We start from the raw sequence: 18,499 nt of genomic DNA, 5'->3' as shown, positions 1-18,499 counted from the left end.
CTCTCAGGCTCTCGGGAAAGCCACGCGCTTGCTGCAATGCCGGGCGGCTCGGGGCATCGTAGGGGCCATGGTGCGACATGTCATCGTCGTGGGAGCCGGTCCGGGGGGCCTGTCGGTGGCCATCAACCTGGCGGGCCAGGGGCTGAAGGTCACCGTGGTGGAGAAGGACCTGGTGCCGGGCGGGCGGATGAAGGGCCTGACGCTGGGCGAGCAGGGCGAGTACGCGCTGGACACCGGCCCGTCCATCCTCCAACTGCCGGGGGTGCTGGAGCGCATCTTCCTGCGCTCGGGCAAGCGGCTGGAGGACTACGTGAAGCTGGTGCCGCTGGACCCGAACACGCGGGTGCACTTCTGGGACGGCACGTACCTGGACACCTCGAAGGACCCGGCGCGCATGGAGGCGGAGCTGGCGAAGTTCGGCGCGGACAAGCCGCGTGCGCTGCGGGCCTGGCTGGAGGAGGGCCGGGAGAAGTACGGCATCGCCTACGAGAAGTTCATCGCCACCAACGCGGGGAGTCTGGGCTACTACGCGCCGTGGCGGTTGGCGCCCACGCTGCGCTTCAAGCCGTGGCAGACGCTGTACCGGCACCTGGACTCGTTCTTCCACGACGACCGCATCACCTACGCGCTCTCCTATCCGTCCAAGTACCTGGGGTTGCACCCCACCACGTGCTCCTCGGTGTTCAGCGTGATTCCGTACCTGGAGCTGGCCTTCGGGGTGTGGCACGTGGACGGCGGCTTCCGAGCGCTGTCGCGGGGGATGATGAAGTGCGCGCAGGACCTGGGCGCCACCTTCCGCATGGGCGAGGCGGTGGAGCAGGTGCGGGTGGACGCGGGGCGCGCGGTGGGGGTGCGGCTGGCCAGCGGGCAGACGCTGGACGCGGACGCAGTGGTGGTGAACGCGGACCTGGCGTACGCGGCGCAGAACCTCATCCCTCCGGAGGCTCGACAGGGCTCGCGGCTGTCGGATGCTTCGCTGGAGAAGGCGAAGTACTCGTGCAGCACCTTCATGGCGTACTACGGGCTGGACACGGTGTACTCGGAGCTGCCGCACCACCTCATCTATCTGTCCGAGAACGCGCGGCGCACGGACCGGGACGCGCTGGAGGACCGGGTGGTGGACGTGGAGGATCCACCTTTCTACGTGTGCAACCCCACCGTGACGGACCCCTCTGGGGCGCCGAAGGGACACTCCACGCTGTACGTGCTGGTGCCCACGCCGAACACGGCGCAGCCGGTGGACTGGGCGGCCACGGAGAAGGCGCTGCGCGAGCGCATCCCGGACATGCTGGCGAAGGTGGGGATGAAGGACGTGCGTCGGCACATCCGCGCGGAGCGCTACTTCACGGCGGAGACGTGGCGGGACGACTTCCACGTCTTCCGAGGCGCGGTGTTCAACCTCTCTCACACCTGGCTGCAATTGGGGCCGCTGCGGCCGAAGGTGAAGAACCGCGAGGTGGAGGGGCTCTACTGGGTGGGCGGCGGGACGCACCCGGGCAGCGGGCTGCTCACCATCATGGAGAGCGCGAACATCGCGGCGGACTACCTCACGCGCGAGGCGGGCAAGGGCGCGCTGCCGCAGTGGCCCTATGTGCCCCCGCTGGAGGGGCTGCCCGCCGCAAGCGTGCGTGCCGGCTGAAGTGGGGGGCGGCAGGGTTGGCCACGGGGCAGGCGACCGGGAGCCCGTGGCAGGCTCGGCATGTCCACGGCACAATGTTCCGCAGACATGCCCATCTTCCTTCCATTCGCGCTCGGGGGCCTCGCGTTGACGGCGCTGGGGCTCGGAGTGAAGCGGATCGTCGAGGAGCTCTCACCTCCGTTCTCCGAGGGAAGCGCGGGGCGGCAGGCCTGGGAGCGGCACCGGGAGGCGGTGAAGGGGCTTCGGGTCGCGCGCCAACGCGTGACGGAGCGGGCCCGGGCCTACGGTGAGCGGCAGGGCCTGGCCTGGCAGCAGACGGCGCTCCCCTTCCGCGCGCTGCTGGAGCGGCTGGAGCGCTGGGAGCACGCGCGGGCCGCCGAGGTGCTGACGGCCCGGGGCGTCGACGCGCTGAGCGCTCTTCCTCCGGAGCCTGTCTCGTCCTCCGTGCGCTGGAACTGGGCGCTGCTGGGAGCAGGGCACGAGGCGCCGCCAGCGCTGGTTCCGATGCTGCAGTGGCTCGATCGAGGGTGGCTGGAGAAGGAAGGGGCGCCCGTCCTCGTGGAGGGTGTTTCGCTCTATCTAGCTGTGGCCTGCAGTCCTTCACCCGTGGATGAGGCGGCGGCGATCCGCGCCTTCGATGCGGCGTGCGCGGAACTCGGCCGCGTCGTGGCCTTCCTGGAAGCGGTGCATGCGCGGCTGGAGGCGCTCGATGCGCGAGTGGCGACGCTCCACGGCCGGGCCTCGGCGCAGTTGGAGTACCTGGATGCGGCGAGCTTCGAGGAAGGGCGACCGGAGCCTCGCGAGCGCTTGGTGCGGCTCGGCGCCCTCATGGGCTCGCTGGCGGAGGCCCTCCGGCTGCCGGTGCTGGAGATGAGCGGAGGGCTCGCCCCGCTCTCCGAGCCCCTGGCGGATTGAGCCTCGCTCCTTGGAGGGCGAGCGGTCGGACAAGGGACCACCGCCTGCCAGCCCGAGACGGTGTGCCCACCTTTGGTCCAGGGCGCACGACATCGGCGCTCGACCACAAGGAGGCATCACATGGGTGAGTGGACCGACAAGGCGAAGGGGAAGATCAAGGAGACGGTGGGCGTGGCGACTGGCGACCGTGAACTCGAGGCCGAGGGCAAGGCCGACACCCTGAAGGGCAACGTGAAGGAGAAGGTCGAGGACGCCAAGCGGGCCATCAAGGACGCGGTGGACTCCGATCGTCCGAACCGCCGCGAGGAGCCGTAGCCTCGTTCTGGCGAAGGGGGGACTGAGGAGCCGTGGGGCGCAGCGCGCCTTGCGGCTCTTCGTGTTTTCAGCGGTGGTGGCGCTCGCAGTAGCAGGCCACTTCGAGGAACGTGGTGGACTTGCCGCTCACGAGTACCCAGAGACAGCGCACCAGGCAGCTGGCACCGAACTCCCGGTAGATGAGTCCCAGGTTGGCGACCACCTCACGTCCTGTGATGACTCCGCGCATGACTGCTCCCCCTTCTACGCTCCCGGTCTGTCACTCCGGGTGCGCCCCAACTGATGCGCTGACTCACTGCAAAGGGCTGGCCGACACGCTGCGGTTCTCGGAGCCACAGCGCTGTCGTGGAGCGGACGGAGCAAGAGGCTGATCCGTCGTTGGCAGATGCACGCTTGCCTGCGCCCAAGTGCGCGGAACTGCGCATACGGCTGTAAATCCTTCCGACTCGGCGTGGACTGGAGGACGGAGTTTCGGGCTCAGCGAGCGGGGGAGCGAGCCATGCCCACATGTGTGTGGCGGCAACGTCCGGGAGTCTGAAGCTTGAGAGGTGGGGGGAGAGGAGGTGTCGCGATGGCTGGAGCGTCACATCTCGATTTGGGACCGACGGTCACGCCCCATCCGTTCCTCAAGAAGCTGCTGTACGCCACGCAGAAGGGCCGAGGGCTGACGCGGTTGCTGGTGGCGACGGACTTCTCGATGTGCGCGGACCTGGCGCTGGCGCGTGCGTTGCGGCTGCCGGTGGCGGAGGGGGGCTCGTTGACGCTCTTCCACGCGGCGAGGCCGGTGGCGGGGGCGGGAGCACCTGGGGATTTGTTGCTGGAGGGGCGGTGCTTGAGCCGGGTGGCGGGGGCGGCGCGCCGGAGGCTGCGGGCACGAGAGCCCATGGAGGTGAAGGAGGAGCTGCGGGCGGGAGATGTGGTGGAGGAGGTTTCGGCGGTGGCCCGGCAGCAGGAGGTGGAGTTGGTGGTGGTGGGGCGTCCGCACGCGGTGCGGAGCCATGAGTGGACGCATCGCGGAGCGGCGGTGCGCGGCATGGTGCGGCGAGTGGATGCGCCGCTGTTGGTGGTGGGGGTGCACCCGTCGCGGACGTATCAGCGGCCGCTGGTGGCGGTGGACCTGTCGGAGGATTCGCGGCGGGCGTTGGAGCTGGCGCTGAGGCTGTGTCCGCCGCCGACGGTGGTGAATGTGCTGCATGTGCCGGAGCCGTGCCTGACGCAGGGGCTGTGGCATGCGGGGATGACGTCGCGGGAGCACTGGCTGGCGGTGCGTCAGGAGTTGGAGACGGCGGCGCGCAAGGCCTTGAGCCGTTTCCTGGCTCCGTACCGGGAGGCGGGCCGGGAGTGTGAGATCTGCATCCGGTGCAGCGAGCCACTGGAGGAGGCGATGCTGGCGGAGGCGGCGGATCTGGGCGCGGATCTGCTGGCGATGGGGATGCACAGCAGCATGGAGCAGCCGCATCCAGGGCCGCGGCTGGCCGAGCAGATGGTGATGCGAGCCGACTGCGACGTGCTGGTGGCCAAGGCCCATCCGGAGTGAGGAGCTACCTGCTGATGGGACGACGCGCGTGGTGATAGATGCGAAGGATGTGAAGCGCGTCGTGGTGGCGTTGGTAGTAGATGCGGAATGGGGGAGTCAGCCAGCTGCGGACGACTTCTCCGGATGTCAGCTGTTGCTGGGGACCTTCAAGGTTTCCACCAGCAAGCTTCTCAAGGGTCGCGAACACGCGTGATGCGAGTGCGTGTGCTGCGGAGGGATTACGCTCTCGAATGAAGTCGAGGGTGGCTTGGAGGTCAGCCTCCGCCTTGGGCGAGAACCAGACCTTTACCGCTTCAGCGCGCCAAGTACACGTTCTCGGACGGCGTCGAGGTCGCGTCCCTTGCCGGCCTTGATGGAGGCCATCGCCTCGCGGAGGCCCTCTTCCTCCTCCGGCGTCAAGGCGATCGCTTCGTCGAGAGGTTCCACCACGTAACGGCCAGGCGGCAGAGAGCGCATCTCATTCGGGATGTGCTCGCCATCCCAATCCATGACGTGTGCCATGCCTGCACGATAATCCCATGACGGCTTCCGGGCCATAGTGGCCGCTGGAGTTTACTGTGCAGTAATGCCACCTTGAGGGCCTTGGGAACGCCGTGCGGTTTTCCCGTCGAGTTCAGCTTCCACGCGCAAGCAGACAGGCTGCGAATCGATTAGTAACAGGGGATCGTGGCCCCACCCCTGGCACCTCCTCCCGCTTCTCTCGTGTCCCGCCTGAAGAACGCGGGCAGCCTCTTCAAGCAACTCCCGGGTACGTTCCGGCTCTTCTGGCAGTCGGGTCCCCGGCTCGCGGTGATTCTCGGCCTGCTGACGCTGGTGGCCGCCGTGCTGCCCGCGGCCATCGCCTATGTTGGCAAGCTCATCCTCGATGGCGTGGTGGCTGCCGCCAAGGGCGGTGGGGATCCGGCCCTGCGCTCGCACGTGATGGGGCTCGTGGGGATCGAGTTCGGCCTCATGCTGGTCTCGGCGCTCGTGGAGAGGAGCCTGTCCCTCACCCGAGAGTTGCTGCGCGCCAACCTCGGCAACCTGCTCAATGAGCGCATCCTCGCCAAGGCCCTCGAGCTCGAACTGCGCCACTTCGAGGACTCGGACACCTACGACAAAATGCAGAACGCGCGGCGCGAGGCCAGCAGCCGTCCGCTCTCCCTCGTCATGCAGGTGTTCACCATCGCTCGCAACGTGGTGACGCTCTCCACATACGCCGCTCTCCTGGTATCCCTGGCTCCTTGGAGCGTCGCGGTGCTCGTGGTGGCCTCCATCCCGGCGTTCATCGCCGAGGCACGCCTCGCCGCCGAGGGCTTCCGTCTCTACTCGTGGCGCGCTCCCGAGGGCCGCAAGCTCAACTACCTGGAGTGGATCCTCACCCGCGACAGCCACGTGAAGGAGGTCAAGCTGTTTGGCCTGGGGCAGCTGGTGCTCGGGCGCTACCGCACCCTCTTCCAGAAGTTCTTCAACGAGGACCGGGCTCTCGCCCTCAAGCGCATGGGATGGGGCCTGGGCCTCGGTATCCTCTCGCTGGGCGCCTTCTACGGCTGTTACGCATTCGTGGCGAACCGGGCGGCCTCGTCCGCCATCTCCGTGGGTGACATGGCCATGTACCTCGCGGTCTTCCGGCAGGGGCAGACCGCGTTCCAGGGCATCCTGTCCAGCATCGGCTCCATGTATGAGGACGCCCTCTTCATGAGCAACCTCTTCGCCTACCTGGACATCCCCACCGGCTCGGAGCAGCCGCGCGTCCTGCCCCCGCTCAAGCCGCCGCACGGCCGCAACAACGCCATCGAGCTGCGTGACGTGTCCTTCAAGTATCCCGGCAAGGACGCGTGGGCGCTGCGGCACGTCTCGCTGACCCTGAAGCCCGGGCAGAAGCTGGCGCTGGTGGGCGAGAACGGCGCCGGCAAGAGCACGCTCGTGAAGCTGCTCCTGCGCCTGTACGAGCCGACCGAGGGCAGCATCCTCTATGGAGGCGTGGACCTGAGGGACATGGATGTGGAGGACCTCCGCAGCCGCTTCGGCGCCGTGTTCCAGGACTTCGTGCGCTACCAGTTCAGCGTCGCGGAGAACATCGGCCTCGGCCATGTGCCCGCGCTGGAGGACCGCAACCGCATCGTCCGCGCGGCGGACCTCGGAGGCGCCAGCCCGGTCATCACGGCGCTGCCTCAGCAGTTCGACACCATGCTCGGTGGCTGGTTCGAGAAGGGCCAGGAGCTCAGCGCCGGTCAGTGGCAGAAGCTGGCCGTCGCCCGTGCCTTCATGCGCGAGGACGCCGAGGTCCTCATCCTCGACGAGCCCACCGCCAGCATCGACGCCGAGGCCGAGCACGCCCTCTTCGAGCGCTTCCAGGCGCTGGCAGCCGACCGCATCGCCATCGTCATCTCGCACCGGTTCTCCACCGTGCGCATGGCGGATCAGATCGCCGTGCTCCACAACGGACAGGTGGAGGAGCTGGGCAGCCATGACGAGCTGATGGCCAAGGACGGCCGCTATGCCCACCTGTTCCACCTGCAGGCCCGCGGCTACCGGGACTGAGTCAGGCCCGCGCTCCCCACACCTCGGACTGAACCCTCGCGATGCTGATCAACCTCTCGCCGCTGCGCAAGTACCGCGACTTCCGCCTGCTGTTCCTGGGGCAGCTCGTCTCGTTCCTCGGCAGCATGATCACCTACGTCGCCGTGCCCTATCAGGTGTACGAGCTCACCCAGTCCAACCTCATGGTGGGCCTGCTCGGCACGGTGCAGCTCGTGCCGGTGCTTCTCTTCGGGCTCGTGGGCGGCTCGGTGGCCGACGCGATGGACCGCCGCAAGCTGCTCCTGTCCGCCGAGGCCTTCATGAGCCTTGGCGCCCTGGGCCTCACCCTCAACTCGTTGCTGCCCAAGCCCAGCCTCTTCGTCATCTTCGCCATCTCCGCGCTCATGCAGACGGCCAACGGCTTCCACCGCCCCGCCATGGACGCGATGGTCCAGAAGCTCGTCCACGTGTCGGATCTCGCCGCCGTGTCCGCGCTGGGCTCGCTGCGCGGCAGCGTGGGCATGGTGGCCGGGCCCGCCATTGGAGGCCTCCTCATCGCCGCGGGCGGCGCGAAGGTGGCCTACCTCGTGGACTTCGGCTCGTTCCTCTTCGCCCTGGTGATGCTCTGGATGATGCGGCAGATGCCTCCGCCCGAGGCCGCTCATGCGCCGGGGCTCGAAAGCATCCTCCAGGGACTGCGCTACGCCGTGAAGCGGCCCGAGCTCATTGGCACCTATGTGGTGGACATCGTCGCGATGACCTTCGCCTTCCCCACCGCACTGTTCCCCGCGATGGCCAAGGGCTGGGGAGGCGCAACAGCGGCCGGAGCCCTCTTCTCCGCGATGTCCGTGGGCAGCCTGCTCCTCACGGCCCTCAGCGGATGGACCGCACAGGTGCGTCGCCGAGGCGCCGCGGTGGTCATCGCGGCGGCCACGTGGGGCGCGGCGGTGGTGGCCTTCGGTCTGGCGCCGAACCTGCCGCTCGCGCTCTTCTTCCTGGGGCTCGCGGGCGCCGCGGACACGGTGAGCGGCCTGTTCCGAGGCGTCATCTGGAACGAGACCATCCCCAATGAGATGCGCGGCCGCATGTCCGGCATCGAGATGATCAGCTACATGACCGGCCCGCTCATCGGGAACGCTCGGGCGGGCTGGCTCGCCACGGTCACCTCGACGGAGTTCTCCATCACCTCGGGCGGAGTCATGTGCGTGGTAGGAGTCGTCCTGTGCGGCTTCCTGCTGCCCGGCTTCTGGCACTACCGCTCGGACTCCGTTGATCAGCCTCAGGCCTCCACCGAGACCTGAGCGCGCCCCTGATTTCAGGAATTCCCCAACCTCCGGAGTTGCCTCCGGAAGGGGGGTCGGGGCCTACCCGGAACGCCAGCGCAGAAGGAGGTTTCAGGCCCAGGCCCTGGGTCCCAGGCAATGTCAGACCGCTCTTTATTCTTCGTACCTGCCACGCCCCTTCCGAGGAGGGGCGGATACCAACGCGAGGAGTAGAGAGTCATGTCGAACCAGAGCACGATGTCGTGGGTTGGATTCGTTGCGGTGTCCCTGTTCGCTTTCGGCTGCGGCCAGCCTGAGGCTCTGGATGTCGAGGCCGCGCTGAGCACCGGTTCCCAGTCTCTGGCGAGCTGCAACTCGATGGGCCGGTTCCCCAATGTCACCTGCGCGGACTTCAACGGTGACGGCCTGCTTGATCTCGCTGTGAACGACGCCGAGGCGGGGACGGTGAGCGTGCTCCTGGGCCAGGTGGATGGGACGCTCGGTTCGCCGGTCGTCTTCGCGGCGGGTGGTGGTGGTGGCGTGGTGGTTCAGGACTTCAACGGCGATGGCTGGGTGGATCTCGCGGTGACGAGCGAGTCGGATGGCACGGTCACCATGCTGCTGGGCCACGGGCCGGGTGGCTTCTCGGATCCGATGAACTTCGCGAGCCTGCCTTCCGCCGATGAGCTGGCGGTGGCTGGTTCCTCCGCTCAGTTCGAGTAAGCAGACCCTTCAGGAGTTGTACCTGCGCGGGCTCCCTTCCGTCCCTGGAAGTGGAGCCCGCGGTGTTTCACGGCGAGGGCTTCGCCACCGTCTTCTGTGCGGAGTCCAGCGCCTTGAGCCGCGTGCTGGCCAGCGAGTCCACGGTGGTGAGATCCGGCTTGGAGCTCTTCGCTCGCACGTAGGCGGTGCGGGCCTCCCCCAGCAGGCCATAGCTCTCGGCGATCCGTCCCACCACGTACCAGTCGTAGCCCTCCAGGACTGCCGCGCCGTGCAGGTCCAGCGACTTGAGCAGGAACTGGCGCGCCTCCGGGCCCTTTCCCAACTCCGCGTAGAGTGTCGCCAGCGTGTGCACGTAGGACGCGTCGCCGTAGCTCGTGAGGCTGTTGGCCTTCAGCGCGTCCTCCACCGCCTCCTCGTTCACCTTCCCCAGGAACAGCGTGTTCCACGCCAGCTCGTTGTACGTGTGCGCCGTCGCCTTGCCGGCCTCGACGATGCGCCGACGGTACTCCTGCGCCTTCGCCAGGTCCCCGCGCATCGTGGCTACGCTCGCCAGCGTCTCCAGCGCCCGCTCATCGTCCGGCAGCAGCTTCAGCCGCGCCTCCGCGCGCTTTGCCAGATCGTCCGGACGCTCGAGCTGCTGCAGCGCGTACGAGGCATGGAAGAACGCCACATCATCCACGGGCGCCGCCTCCAGCAGCCGGTCCGCCGTCTCGAGGACCTCCGGCATCTTCTTCAGGTGGTAGTACGCCGCGAGCAGGTCCCGGTCGAAACCTCGGCGCTCGGCGTCCGTCTTCGCCTTCTCGCGCGCCTGGATCAGGAAGGGGATGGCTCGCACCGCCTGCTGCCCGAAGGCCATCAGGCTCGCCGCCGCCAGCCGCATCTCCTCTCGCCCTGCCTCCACTCCCTTCTTCCACAGGCGCGCGAAGTTGGCTCCCGACTGGTTCTCCGGCAGCGTCGACGGCATCGCATCCCGGGCCCAGTTCAGCCACTGCCGCGCCCCGTCCAGGTCCCCCGCCTCCAGGCGCCGCATGGCCTCCTGGCCCAACACGCCGTAGTCGTACCCCGTCCCCATCAGCCGCAGCTCGTTCCCCGAGCGCACCACGAACCAGCTCTCGCTGGTGCTGGAACCCTCGAAGGGCAGGCGAGACTGGACGCGGAAGCCCCGCTTCGCATCCCCCTCCACGCGCAGCTCCATCAGCGAGAGAGCCAGGTCCACGGCCGCGTTCTGCGGTACCTCCGCCAGCACGCCCTGGCTGAGCAGGACCCGCACCGCTCGCGTCAGAGTGGAGGCCATGTCTGGATCCGCCTTGAGCGCGGAGTCGAGCAGCAACCCTTCCACCTGCGCCTCGCCCCCGTCCGCGTCCAGCACGGCCAGGAACAGGCGCTGCACCACCGAGCGCGGATCGTCACCCTTCAAGGCCTTGCGCTCGAAGCGAGTCGTCTTCGCGAGCGGAGTCAGCCGCCGCTGCTTATCGACGGCATCCGGCGCACCTCGGGCCGACTCTGTGAGCAGCGCGAGGGCCTCTGGGTAGCGGCGCAGGCGCAGCAGCCGGTTGGCGGCGTCCTCCAGGGCCTCGCGGCGGGCGTCGACGGAGGTCACCCACTTCGCCGCGTTCCTCACCGCCACCGAGGTTCCATCCACCAGCGCCGAGGCACTCAGGCGCACGCTGTCGCGCAACGGCGAGGACTCCATGGTGCCGCCCAGCTTCAGCAGCTCCGCGTAGCGTTCCAGCAGGAACAGGTCGAGCAGCAGGTGGTCGTCCATGTCCTGCCGGTCCAGCTCTTCGCGCAGTGCCTTGTACTCGTCCACGGCCTCCGCCAGCCGCGAGTCCTTCGCGTAGCGCTCACCCTCGGGCCCGTACTCCAGGAGGATGCCCAGGTCTCCCCGCGTCTCGAAGTCGCCCGGGTCGAGCGCTCGCGCCTTGTGGTAGGCCGCCACGGCGCCCGCGTAGTCGAAGCCCGGCTTGAAGCGCCGGCCCAGCGTGTCGTGCTCCAGCACCCAGCCCAGGGTGCGCCAGCCCAGCGCGGACTTCGGCTCCACCTCCGTGGCGCGGCGAGCCCTGGCACGAGCCTCTTCCCCGGCGCCCGCCTCCAGCAGCGCGAGCGCGAGCTGTGCCTGGTGCAGGGCCTCGCCCGGGTGCTGGTCCACCATTCGCTGGTAGGCCTGGAGCGCCTCGGGCACATGGCCGGCGGCCAGCAGCGTGGCGCCGTCATGGTCGAACCCGAGCATTGGTTCGTCCTCCTCGCGCAGCGAGTCGAACGCCGTCCGGAAGGACTCCACGTCCGCTGGAGTCCAGCGGCGCCGGCCCGTGTCGAAGCGGAAGGTGATCTGCACCTCTCCATTCTTCTGGGCGTACGTGCCCGAGTACGTGGCCGGTCCCAGCCTGCGAGAGAAGTCCTTGGGCAGCGCTCGAGCGGAGTAGCCCGGCGGTGGCACCACGCGGTAGCGCAGCTCCGCGGTGTAGGGCTCCAGCAGGACGAGGTCTCCCTGACGCCGGGTCCGCGGATGCTCGTCCGAGGCCGCCTCGATCAGATGGTCCGGCAGCCGGCCGAGCACCGACACGCCGCCAAGCCCCACCGCCGCCTCCCGGTCATCCGTGTAGCCACGGCTGGCGTCCTGTGCCTCCAACTCCACGCGGAAGGGCTTCTCCAGGTTCTCCAACTCCTCGGACTTCAATCGCGCCAGGTCCGAAGCGGAGAAGACGCTCTTCACGTAGTCCACATAGCCCTCGCGCACCCGGGCCGCTTCGGTGAGGGCGAAGTGCTCGCGGTACGCGGAGGCCACGGCGCCGGTGGACTCCTTCACCTCGACGATGCGCGACGGCCCATGCTCGGAGAGGTACACCTCGCGCGTGGTGAGGACGTGGTTGGTGGCCGACGTGGCTTCGGGGATGCGCACCAGGCCCTGGGTGTCCGGGCTGGCCACCAGCGCCAGCCGCCCCTGCACCGTCACCGGCAGCTCCCCCACCGGGCTGAAGGCATCCGTGGCGTCGATCCACAGCGCTGGCTTGCCCGGCACGTAGACGATGGCGTGATCGAACAGGCCGAAGCCCGGCAGCGACTCCTGCACGTCCTCCGTGCCCGTGCGTAGCAGCGCCACCGAGGCCGGAATCCCCGAGGCGCGCAGCAATCCCACCAGCAGCGTGGACAGGTCCTTGCAATCGCCGTAGCGGCGCACGAGCACCTCGGCGGGCTGGCGCGGCACCACGGCGGCCTCGCCGAACTGGAGGCTCGTGTAGCGCACCTGCGCGTGCATCCACTTCGCCAGCTTGCCGGCCACCACCTCGCGCCGCTTCTCTCCGCCGACGATTTCATGGGCGGTGCGCTCCAGGTCCGCGCCGGTCAATTGGGTCTCCACCGTCTCGTGGTAGCGGCGGGCCAGATCATTCCAGGAGCGCCCCGTGGAGAAGGCCAGGTGCGGGAAGCTCACGGCATCCGTCGGGAGCGAGGGCTCGGGCGCACTCACGGCCTCCAACGGCCCCTGCTCGAGCACCATCCGGGAGCGCCCCTCCACCACCGTGACGCGCGGCTTGGTGCGCAGGCCCCGCGTGACGAAGTTCAACGGGCTGCCCTTGGGCACCTCGAGGGTGAGGCGCACCTTGCGCACCGGCACGTCCCGCCCGAAGAAGAAGCGCCGCGCCACCCCGCTGGCGAAGACGGTCTCCGTCTCGCGCTGGATGATGACCTGTTCCACCACTGCGCCGGGGGCGATGGCAGGCAGCGGGCCGTGCAGCAGGCGGCGGTCCGACAGCGTCTCCGGCTCGCTGTCCGGAGGCGTCGAGTCGATCAGCGTGGACATGTCCAGCAGGTGGGCCTGGCCCTCCGAGGTGATGACGCGGGCGCGGACCTCCGGGCGCTGCTCGTGCCACGGGGCGTACTCGACACCGATGGTGGCCCAGCTCTTGGCGCCCTCGGCGGTGATCACCCGGAAGACGAGGCGCGTGGTGGAGGTCTCCAGACCCTTCGCGTCATAGGAGAAGGTGCTCTCCTCCAGGAGCACCTCGGCGTCCGCGCCCGCGGGCGGCGACAGCGCGGCGGCAGCGCCAGCCATGGCGGCCGGATCCGCCGAGAAGGCCGGCGCCTCCCAGGGGGCAGCGGCGAACGCAGGCAGGGAGGCGAGCAGGACGGCAAGGACGAAGCGCATGCGAGCTCCCACTCTGGCACTGTCCAGTGTCCGCTGGGAGGGGGCGGAGAGGGGGGCCGAGCCTCCCGCGGGCCTGGATGCACGCCTGTCTGGCGCTTTCCACACAGGGGGACTGTCTGTAGGGGGTGGAGAATTTCTATACTCCGGGCCCTGACTCCGCGCCGGCTCCCTGCCCGGCACGGGGCACTCTCGCCATGGTCCGTCGTCTCAAGCTGTTCTGGAAGCTCGCCCTCATCGCCGTACTCATCCCCGCGTCGGTCTTCCTGGTGCTGGTCCTGGCACTGCGGGGCACGTGGGAGCTTCAGTCCGAGTACGACAACATCTACGGCTTCAAGCTGGTGCCCATCATGGCGCTGGATCAGGCCAATGCCCACCGCGAGGCGCTGGCCGGAGAGCTGCGGCTGCTGTCCCGAGCCCCGCTCTCCGATGAGGAGCGTGCCGAGCAGGCCGCCAAGGTGACGGACCACGAGAAGGAGCTGCTGGCCTTCATCGATCGCTACAAGAAGGAGTGGGTCACCAGTCAGAGCCCCGAGTTCACGGAGACGCTCACGGATCAGGGCGAGCTGAAGCTGCAGACGGACGAGAACTCGGCGCTGGAGTTGTTCGACGTGGCCTTCGCGGGTTACCGGCCGCTGAGGGATCGCATCCTGGACAAGCAGTCCGTGGACGCGGAGCAGCTGGAGGGCGCGCTGGGGCGGCTGTCGGAGGCGTTCACCTGGCTGCAGGCTCTCAATCGCCGGTTCGCGGAGCTGTCCAATACGAGCGCGCAGTCCTCCATCCTCTGGCTGCGGGTGCACCTGGTGCTGCTCGGGCTGGTGCTCAGCGGCCTGGGGTTGCTGCTGGCGTGGCGTATCTCCGGCATCATCATCGAGCCGGTGGCGCGGCTGACGCGCATGACGATGCGGCTGTCCCGAGGCGAGCTGGAGCTCCTGGAGGAGGGCGAGGACGCGCTGGACCTGGAGACGGAGACGCAGGACGAGGTGGCGCTGCTGCTGCGCTCCACGTTGGACATGGCGCGCTCCACGCAGGAGATGGTGGCCATGGCGGTGGGCCTGGCCCATGGAGATTTGACGGTGCGGGTGCTGCCGCGCTCGGACCAGGACGCGTTGGGTAAGGCGCTGGGCGAGGCGGTGGGGCGCCTGACGAAGATCGTCGCCGAGGTGCGCGCGGGTGCCTCCACGCTGGCGTCCACGTCGGCGATGTTGGCCTCGTCCTCCCGGTTGCTGGCGCAGGGCGCCACGGATCAGGCGACCATCACCGAGGAGAACGCGAGCACGCTCAAGGAGATCAGCACGGCGGTGCTGCACAACACCGAGAAGTGCCAGAAGATGGAGGAGATGGCGCGGGTGGGTGCGCAGGACGCCGAAGTGAGCGGCCAGGCGGTGGGCAAGACGGTGGAGGCCATGCGGCGCATCTCCACCAACGTGTCCCTCATCGAGGAGCTGGCGCACCAGACGAACATGCTGGCGCTCAACGCGGCCATCGAGGCCATCCGCGCCGGTGAGCACGGCAAGGGCTTCAGCGTGGTGGCGGGCGAGGTGCGGCGGCTGGCCGAGCGCAGCAAGACGGCGGCGCGCGAGATTGGCGAGCTGGCTGTCTCCAGCCGGAACATCGCCGAGCAGTCCGGCCGGTTGCTGAGGGACCTGGTGCCGTCCATCCGCCGCACGGCGGAGCTAGTGCACGAGGTGGCGGCTTCCACGCGCGAGCAATCCACGAGCGTGGGGATGATGAGCCACGCCATGTCCGAGGTGGAGCGCACCACGCAGGGCAACGCGAAGTCCGCGGAGGACCTGGCCAAGGAGGCCGAGGCCCTGGCCGTGCAGGCGGACACGCTGCGCCGGCTGACGTCCTTCTTCCGCGTGGGCAGCCTGGAGGGCATCGACTTGAGCGAGCCCTCGGCGTTGCCTCCCGAGATCGGACCGGATCCCGTGCTCGTGACGCCGCCGATCGACGGAGTGGCCGGCGGGCTCGAGGGTGGGAGCCCGCCACCTCCGACAGGCGAGATCCAGAGCGCCTAGCTCACCGAATGGTTGCTTCGAGGTGGGCCATCGAAGGACCGAGTTCGCGGCCGCGCAGCATGGAAGCAGCAGGGGCTGGCAGTGTGACTTCGGTCTCCAGGCTGGCCGCATCCTGCTTCAAAGCGGAGCGGACACCCGAGACGACCTGGAGCGTGAATGAGCTGACGTTGTTGTTCTCATTGACCTCACTGACCACCCCAGCGTCGTCCGCGAACATCACGATGCGATAGGTGCCCAGGGGAATGGCGGAAGAGAACGTGATTCCCGAGGGCGGCAAGGTAGAGGCCCCAGCCCCTCCCGGGATGGACACGCTGCCGATGAAGGACAGCAGCTGGTAGTTCGCATCAGCCAGGTAGATCCCCACGGTCGAGGGGGTGTTGCCGGGGCACTGCCTGAACAGAGTGAACGAGATGTTCGTGGTGCCTCCAGGCTGGATCACGGAGGGGCTGAGCGCTCCCGCCGTGAAGAAGAGATCAGATGAGTTGTAGCCGCCCAGCGTGCTCGGCTTGGAGACGAGGCTGATCTGCGGCGTATAGCCCAGGATGTACCAGCTCTGCGGTTGGCAACCCGTGACAATGTCTTGCAGCACAGCGACCGTATTCGGGTCCATGTCCGCCTGAGTCACGGTGGCCGAGAGGGTGCCCGACGGCGCATAGTACGGGCCCATTGCACCATTGTTCGTCAACAAGATCCCCTTCCTGAGCAGGAGATACGCCCCCGAGCTCCCATCCGGCGTCTTCGAGAGATAGAAATACGTGTCGTTGATGGCTGCGCCCAGGCCGTAATAGTTGAAGCCTGCCAGGGTGTAATTGAGGGTGAAGCCATTCAGCGGATTCCCCATGGAGGAGGGCACGGAGATGCTGGTGATCCGGACCGGCGTCATGCTCTGGGCCCAGGCGGAGTTGGCAACCAGCAAGAAGCAGAACGAGAAGAAGGCTGCCACGGATTTCAGGTGTTTGGCGAGCATGGGTGACCTTGGAGCCCGGTCATGCGTGGACAAGAGGGCTGCGCCCCGGGCGTTTGGCATGAAGCCCCGATGCTGAGAGCCCGCCATGCAGAAATTGATGCACAAGATCTGCGCGCCGCTGTCCAGCCTTCAGGCCCCGCTCTCCCCGTGCCCGGAGATACACAGAGCGTGTGAGCAGGTCTCCGCTTGAACTCAGGAGGCCGCGGGCAGGTGCTCGCGGACGACTCCGAGCCAGTAGTCCTTGCCGTAGTACTGGCTCATCTTCCCCAGCAGCTTGCCGTCCCGGAAGAGCAGGAAGGTGGGGATGCCGAAGAGACCGAAGCGCCGCGCCAGCTCCTCCTCCACGTACGCGTTCACCTTCACCACGCGCAGCGGAGCGCCCTCCAACTCGGCCAGCAGCGAGGGCTCGGCCGCCGCGTAGATGTCGCAGTTGGGGCAGCCATCGCCCCAGAAGTCCACCACCACCAACTCGCCCCGGGGCTGGAGCACCAGCGCGTCAAAGGTTTCGGTGGTTGCTTCGTAGGTGGTCGGGTGTGCCATGGCTCCCTCTCTAACGGGCCCGTCCTCAGGGTGCCAGGGGCCTGCGCTCGAAGTCCTCGCTCTGGAGCGTCTTGCGCCCGTATACCGTGCCGTAGGGCAGCGGCCCGTAATAGAGGACGTCCTCCGGCGCATATACGGGCAGCGCACCCGTGTCCGAGAGCCGCTTACCGTCGAAGAGGGCCACCTCGCCTCCCTCGCGAGACAGGGTGAACGGCAGGTGCATGGGGCCCGCGGCCGTGTTCCCGTCAGCGAAGAAGCGCACGGTCTGGCCCGGCGCCAGCGTCAGCGTGGGCAGCACGTAGCGGGCGGTGGAGCGCACGTCGTTGGTCAGCTCGTAGCCCTCCAGGAGCACCGGAGTGGTGCCGCGGTTGGAGATGTTCACGTACCCCGAGCTGCCCGCGTTCACCTCGCTCAGCACGAGCGCCCCACTGCCATGAGCCTTCAGCGTGTCCAGCACCGCGCGCAGGTACCTGGCCCGGTTGCGCACGTAGTCCTTGAGGAAGTTCCGCGCCCGGGACATGTGCTCGGCGGAGATGTACGGATCCTGCGGCAGCTCTGGCTGCACCACGGCCCACAGCGCGTCGATCTGCGCGTTCGCCTTGGTCTCTGAGAAGGGCCCATTGAGCGCCGCCTCCAGCTTTTCGATGAGGCGCGCACGCAGCGCGGGCCGGTCCCAGATGCGGGTGTTCAGCACGCTCCAGGTGGGCTTCTGCGTGGAACGCTCGGCCAGGCGCGTCTCGTAGATGCGCTGCACCCACGGGTCATACGCGCTGAAGACCTGCGGCCACCGGTCGGTGATGGGCGGGTCCTCCGGATTCCACGTGCGCCAGAAGAGCATTTGCGCGTTGTTGAGATCCCACGGCACGTACGTCCACCGGTCCTTCTGGTGCTCGTGGATCCAGTAGCTGCGCGAGTCCTCGATGACGTTGTTGGAGATGAGCGCGTCTGCGGCCAGGTTGCCCAGGTACGCCTCCACGTCCACGTAGCGCTCCAGCTTCGCCTCGAAGTCCGCGTCATCCGAGCGGTTCACCCACGCCAGGAAGGCATCCAGGTCCGCTCGGCCCGTGTCCTCGTTGGTCTTCTTCTCGAAATCCCCCTGGTAGGATCCGCGCTTGAGCGTCAGCTCGCAGTTGCGGTCTCCACAGCGGTAGACGGAGCCGCCTTTCTCCATGGCGTGGTGCTTGAGGTAGTCCTTCCCCACGTGCTCCATGTCCACGTAGAGCCCGTTGGGCTTGCCGTTCAGCGTCACCCGGACATAGCGGGCGCGCGGCACCGGCAGCCCCAGGGCCGTGTACAGGTCCACCGCGAACTTCTCGGTCAGCTTGGCGCTGTCGTACCACTCGGCCAGCAGCTCGAAGTGGTCCCGGTCCTCGAACTCGTAGCCCGGGTCCAACTCGATCTTGAAGCTCTTCTGGGGCAGCGTCCGGGAACTCGCCCCGCGGTAGCGCACCTGTCCCGTGGCGTGCTCCCCGTCGAACACCACCGTCACCGGCACTGTCTCATCGGACTCCGGGTTGGCCTCCAGCTTCGCCAGGTCCTCCGGGAGGATCTGCAGCTCGAACGTCGGCACCCGTGTCTGGACAGAGGGATACTGTCCCCACTGCGGGCCCGAATCGGGTGTCCCGGCATCCGGAGTGCCTGGGTTCCCGGGGCCTCCATCCGGCAGTGGGTCGGAGCCCCCATCCCCGCTGCCCCCGTCGGGGTCCGAGGGCAGGGGATCCGCCCCCGTCGCCCCCGGGTGGGGCCCCGGGAGCTCCTGGGCCGCAGGCCCACATGCCACCAGTCCCGAGATGCCCACCATCAGCAGCCAGCTCCAGCGCCCCATACGCCCTCCGTTCCAGGGCCGGGGGCTGTGCACCGGGCGTGCCTCGCCATGTGTTGGCTAGAGGAAGGTGGAGAGGCCCGGAGGGTCAAGGGACCGAGGGAGCGGGCTCTGG

At 68.3% G+C, this 18,499-nt stretch carries 14 protein-coding genes and 1 pseudogene; 8 read left to right on the top strand and 7 right to left on the bottom strand.

Going from position 1 to position 18,499, the window contains the following annotated elements; translation table 11 throughout:
• Window positions 1-55: 55 nt before the first annotated feature.
• The 3 genes from KY501_RS10205 (at window position 56) to KY501_RS10195 (ending at window position 2,869) form a co-directional block, all read left to right on the top strand.
• Complete coding sequence (locus KY501_RS10205) at window positions 56-1,639, top strand: phytoene desaturase family protein (RefSeq protein WP_224362936.1); 1,584 nt, start codon at window positions 56-58, stop codon at window positions 1,637-1,639.
• Window positions 1,640-1,726: 87 nt separating this feature from the next.
• On the top strand, window positions 1,727-2,554 hold the full coding sequence (locus KY501_RS10200; protein WP_224362549.1) for a hypothetical protein: 828 nt from the start codon (window positions 1,727-1,729) through the stop codon (window positions 2,552-2,554).
• A gap of 120 nt (window positions 2,555-2,674) precedes the next feature.
• Window positions 2,675-2,869, top strand: coding sequence for a CsbD family protein (locus tag KY501_RS10195; RefSeq protein WP_224362547.1), 195 nt, complete (start codon window positions 2,675-2,677; stop codon window positions 2,867-2,869).
• 67 nt (window positions 2,870-2,936) lie between these two features.
• Here KY501_RS10195 and KY501_RS10190 read toward each other — a convergent pair whose 3' ends face one another.
• Window positions 2,937-3,098, bottom strand: a complete 162-nt coding sequence (locus tag KY501_RS10190; protein ID WP_224362545.1) for a hypothetical protein — start codon at window positions 3,096-3,098, stop codon at window positions 2,937-2,939.
• A gap of 342 nt (window positions 3,099-3,440) precedes the next feature.
• Here KY501_RS10190 and KY501_RS10185 point away from each other — a divergent pair, with 342 nt between their 5' ends.
• Entirely contained in the window at window positions 3,441-4,406 is a 966-nt protein-coding gene (locus KY501_RS10185) for a universal stress protein (RefSeq protein WP_224362543.1), read from the top strand.
• A 4-nt stretch (window positions 4,407-4,410) separates the two neighbouring features.
• Here the strand turns inward: KY501_RS10185 and KY501_RS54250 are convergent.
• Window positions 4,411-4,671: pseudogene (locus tag KY501_RS54250) on the bottom strand (type II toxin-antitoxin system RelE/ParE family toxin); the annotation flags it as partial.
• 20 nt (window positions 4,672-4,691) lie between these two features.
• The gene (locus KY501_RS10175; protein ID WP_224362542.1) at window positions 4,692-4,907 is read right to left on the bottom strand and encodes a hypothetical protein; all 216 of its coding nucleotides are present in this window, start codon (window positions 4,905-4,907) and stop codon (window positions 4,692-4,694) included.
• A gap of 165 nt (window positions 4,908-5,072) precedes the next feature.
• Here KY501_RS10175 and KY501_RS10170 point away from each other — a divergent pair, with 165 nt between their 5' ends.
• The 3 genes from KY501_RS10170 (at window position 5,073) to KY501_RS10160 (ending at window position 8,893) form a co-directional block, all read left to right on the top strand.
• The gene (locus tag KY501_RS10170; protein WP_224362540.1) at window positions 5,073-6,929 is read left to right on the top strand and encodes an ABC transporter ATP-binding protein; all 1,857 of its coding nucleotides are present in this window, start codon (window positions 5,073-5,075) and stop codon (window positions 6,927-6,929) included.
• Between the two features lie 41 nt (window positions 6,930-6,970).
• Entirely contained in the window at window positions 6,971-8,209 is a 1,239-nt protein-coding gene (locus tag KY501_RS10165) for an MFS transporter (protein WP_224362538.1), read from the top strand.
• Between the two features lie 201 nt (window positions 8,210-8,410).
• The gene (locus KY501_RS10160; RefSeq protein ID WP_224362536.1) at window positions 8,411-8,893 is read left to right on the top strand and encodes an FG-GAP repeat domain-containing protein; all 483 of its coding nucleotides are present in this window, start codon (window positions 8,411-8,413) and stop codon (window positions 8,891-8,893) included.
• 67 nt (window positions 8,894-8,960) lie between these two features.
• Here KY501_RS10160 and KY501_RS10155 read toward each other — a convergent pair whose 3' ends face one another.
• Window positions 8,961-13,037, bottom strand: a complete 4,077-nt coding sequence (locus tag KY501_RS10155; protein WP_224362535.1) for a DUF3857 domain-containing transglutaminase family protein — start codon at window positions 13,035-13,037, stop codon at window positions 8,961-8,963.
• A 194-nt stretch (window positions 13,038-13,231) separates the two neighbouring features.
• On the opposite strand from KY501_RS10155, the gene KY501_RS10150 reads away from it, so the two are divergent.
• Window positions 13,232-15,055, top strand: coding sequence for a HAMP domain-containing methyl-accepting chemotaxis protein (locus tag KY501_RS10150; protein ID WP_224362534.1), 1,824 nt, complete (start codon window positions 13,232-13,234; stop codon window positions 15,053-15,055).
• A 1-nt stretch (window position 15,056) separates the two neighbouring features.
• Here KY501_RS10150 and KY501_RS10145 read toward each other — a convergent pair whose 3' ends face one another.
• The 3 genes from KY501_RS10145 to KY501_RS10135 all read right to left on the bottom strand — a co-directional run bounded on the left by KY501_RS10145 (window position 15,057) and on the right by KY501_RS10135 (window position 18,387).
• Window positions 15,057-16,022 (bottom strand): hypothetical protein, encoded by a 966-nt coding sequence (locus KY501_RS10145; RefSeq protein ID WP_224362533.1) that lies wholly within the window; start codon window positions 16,020-16,022, stop codon window positions 15,057-15,059.
• Window positions 16,023-16,214: 192 nt separating this feature from the next.
• Window positions 16,215-16,562 (bottom strand): thioredoxin family protein, encoded by a 348-nt coding sequence (locus KY501_RS10140; protein ID WP_224362532.1) that lies wholly within the window; start codon window positions 16,560-16,562, stop codon window positions 16,215-16,217.
• A 25-nt stretch (window positions 16,563-16,587) separates the two neighbouring features.
• Window positions 16,588-18,387, bottom strand: coding sequence for a CotH kinase family protein (locus KY501_RS10135; RefSeq protein ID WP_224362530.1), 1,800 nt, complete (start codon window positions 18,385-18,387; stop codon window positions 16,588-16,590).
• Between the last annotated feature and the right edge of the window lie 112 nt (window positions 18,388-18,499).

This window comes from Hyalangium versicolor (assembly GCF_020103695.1).
Lineage (GTDB): Bacteria > Myxococcota > Myxococcia > Myxococcales > Myxococcaceae > Hyalangium > Hyalangium versicolor.
The sequence above is the reverse complement of the archived record's forward strand: the minus strand, read 5'-3'. Positions and strand labels throughout refer to the sequence as shown.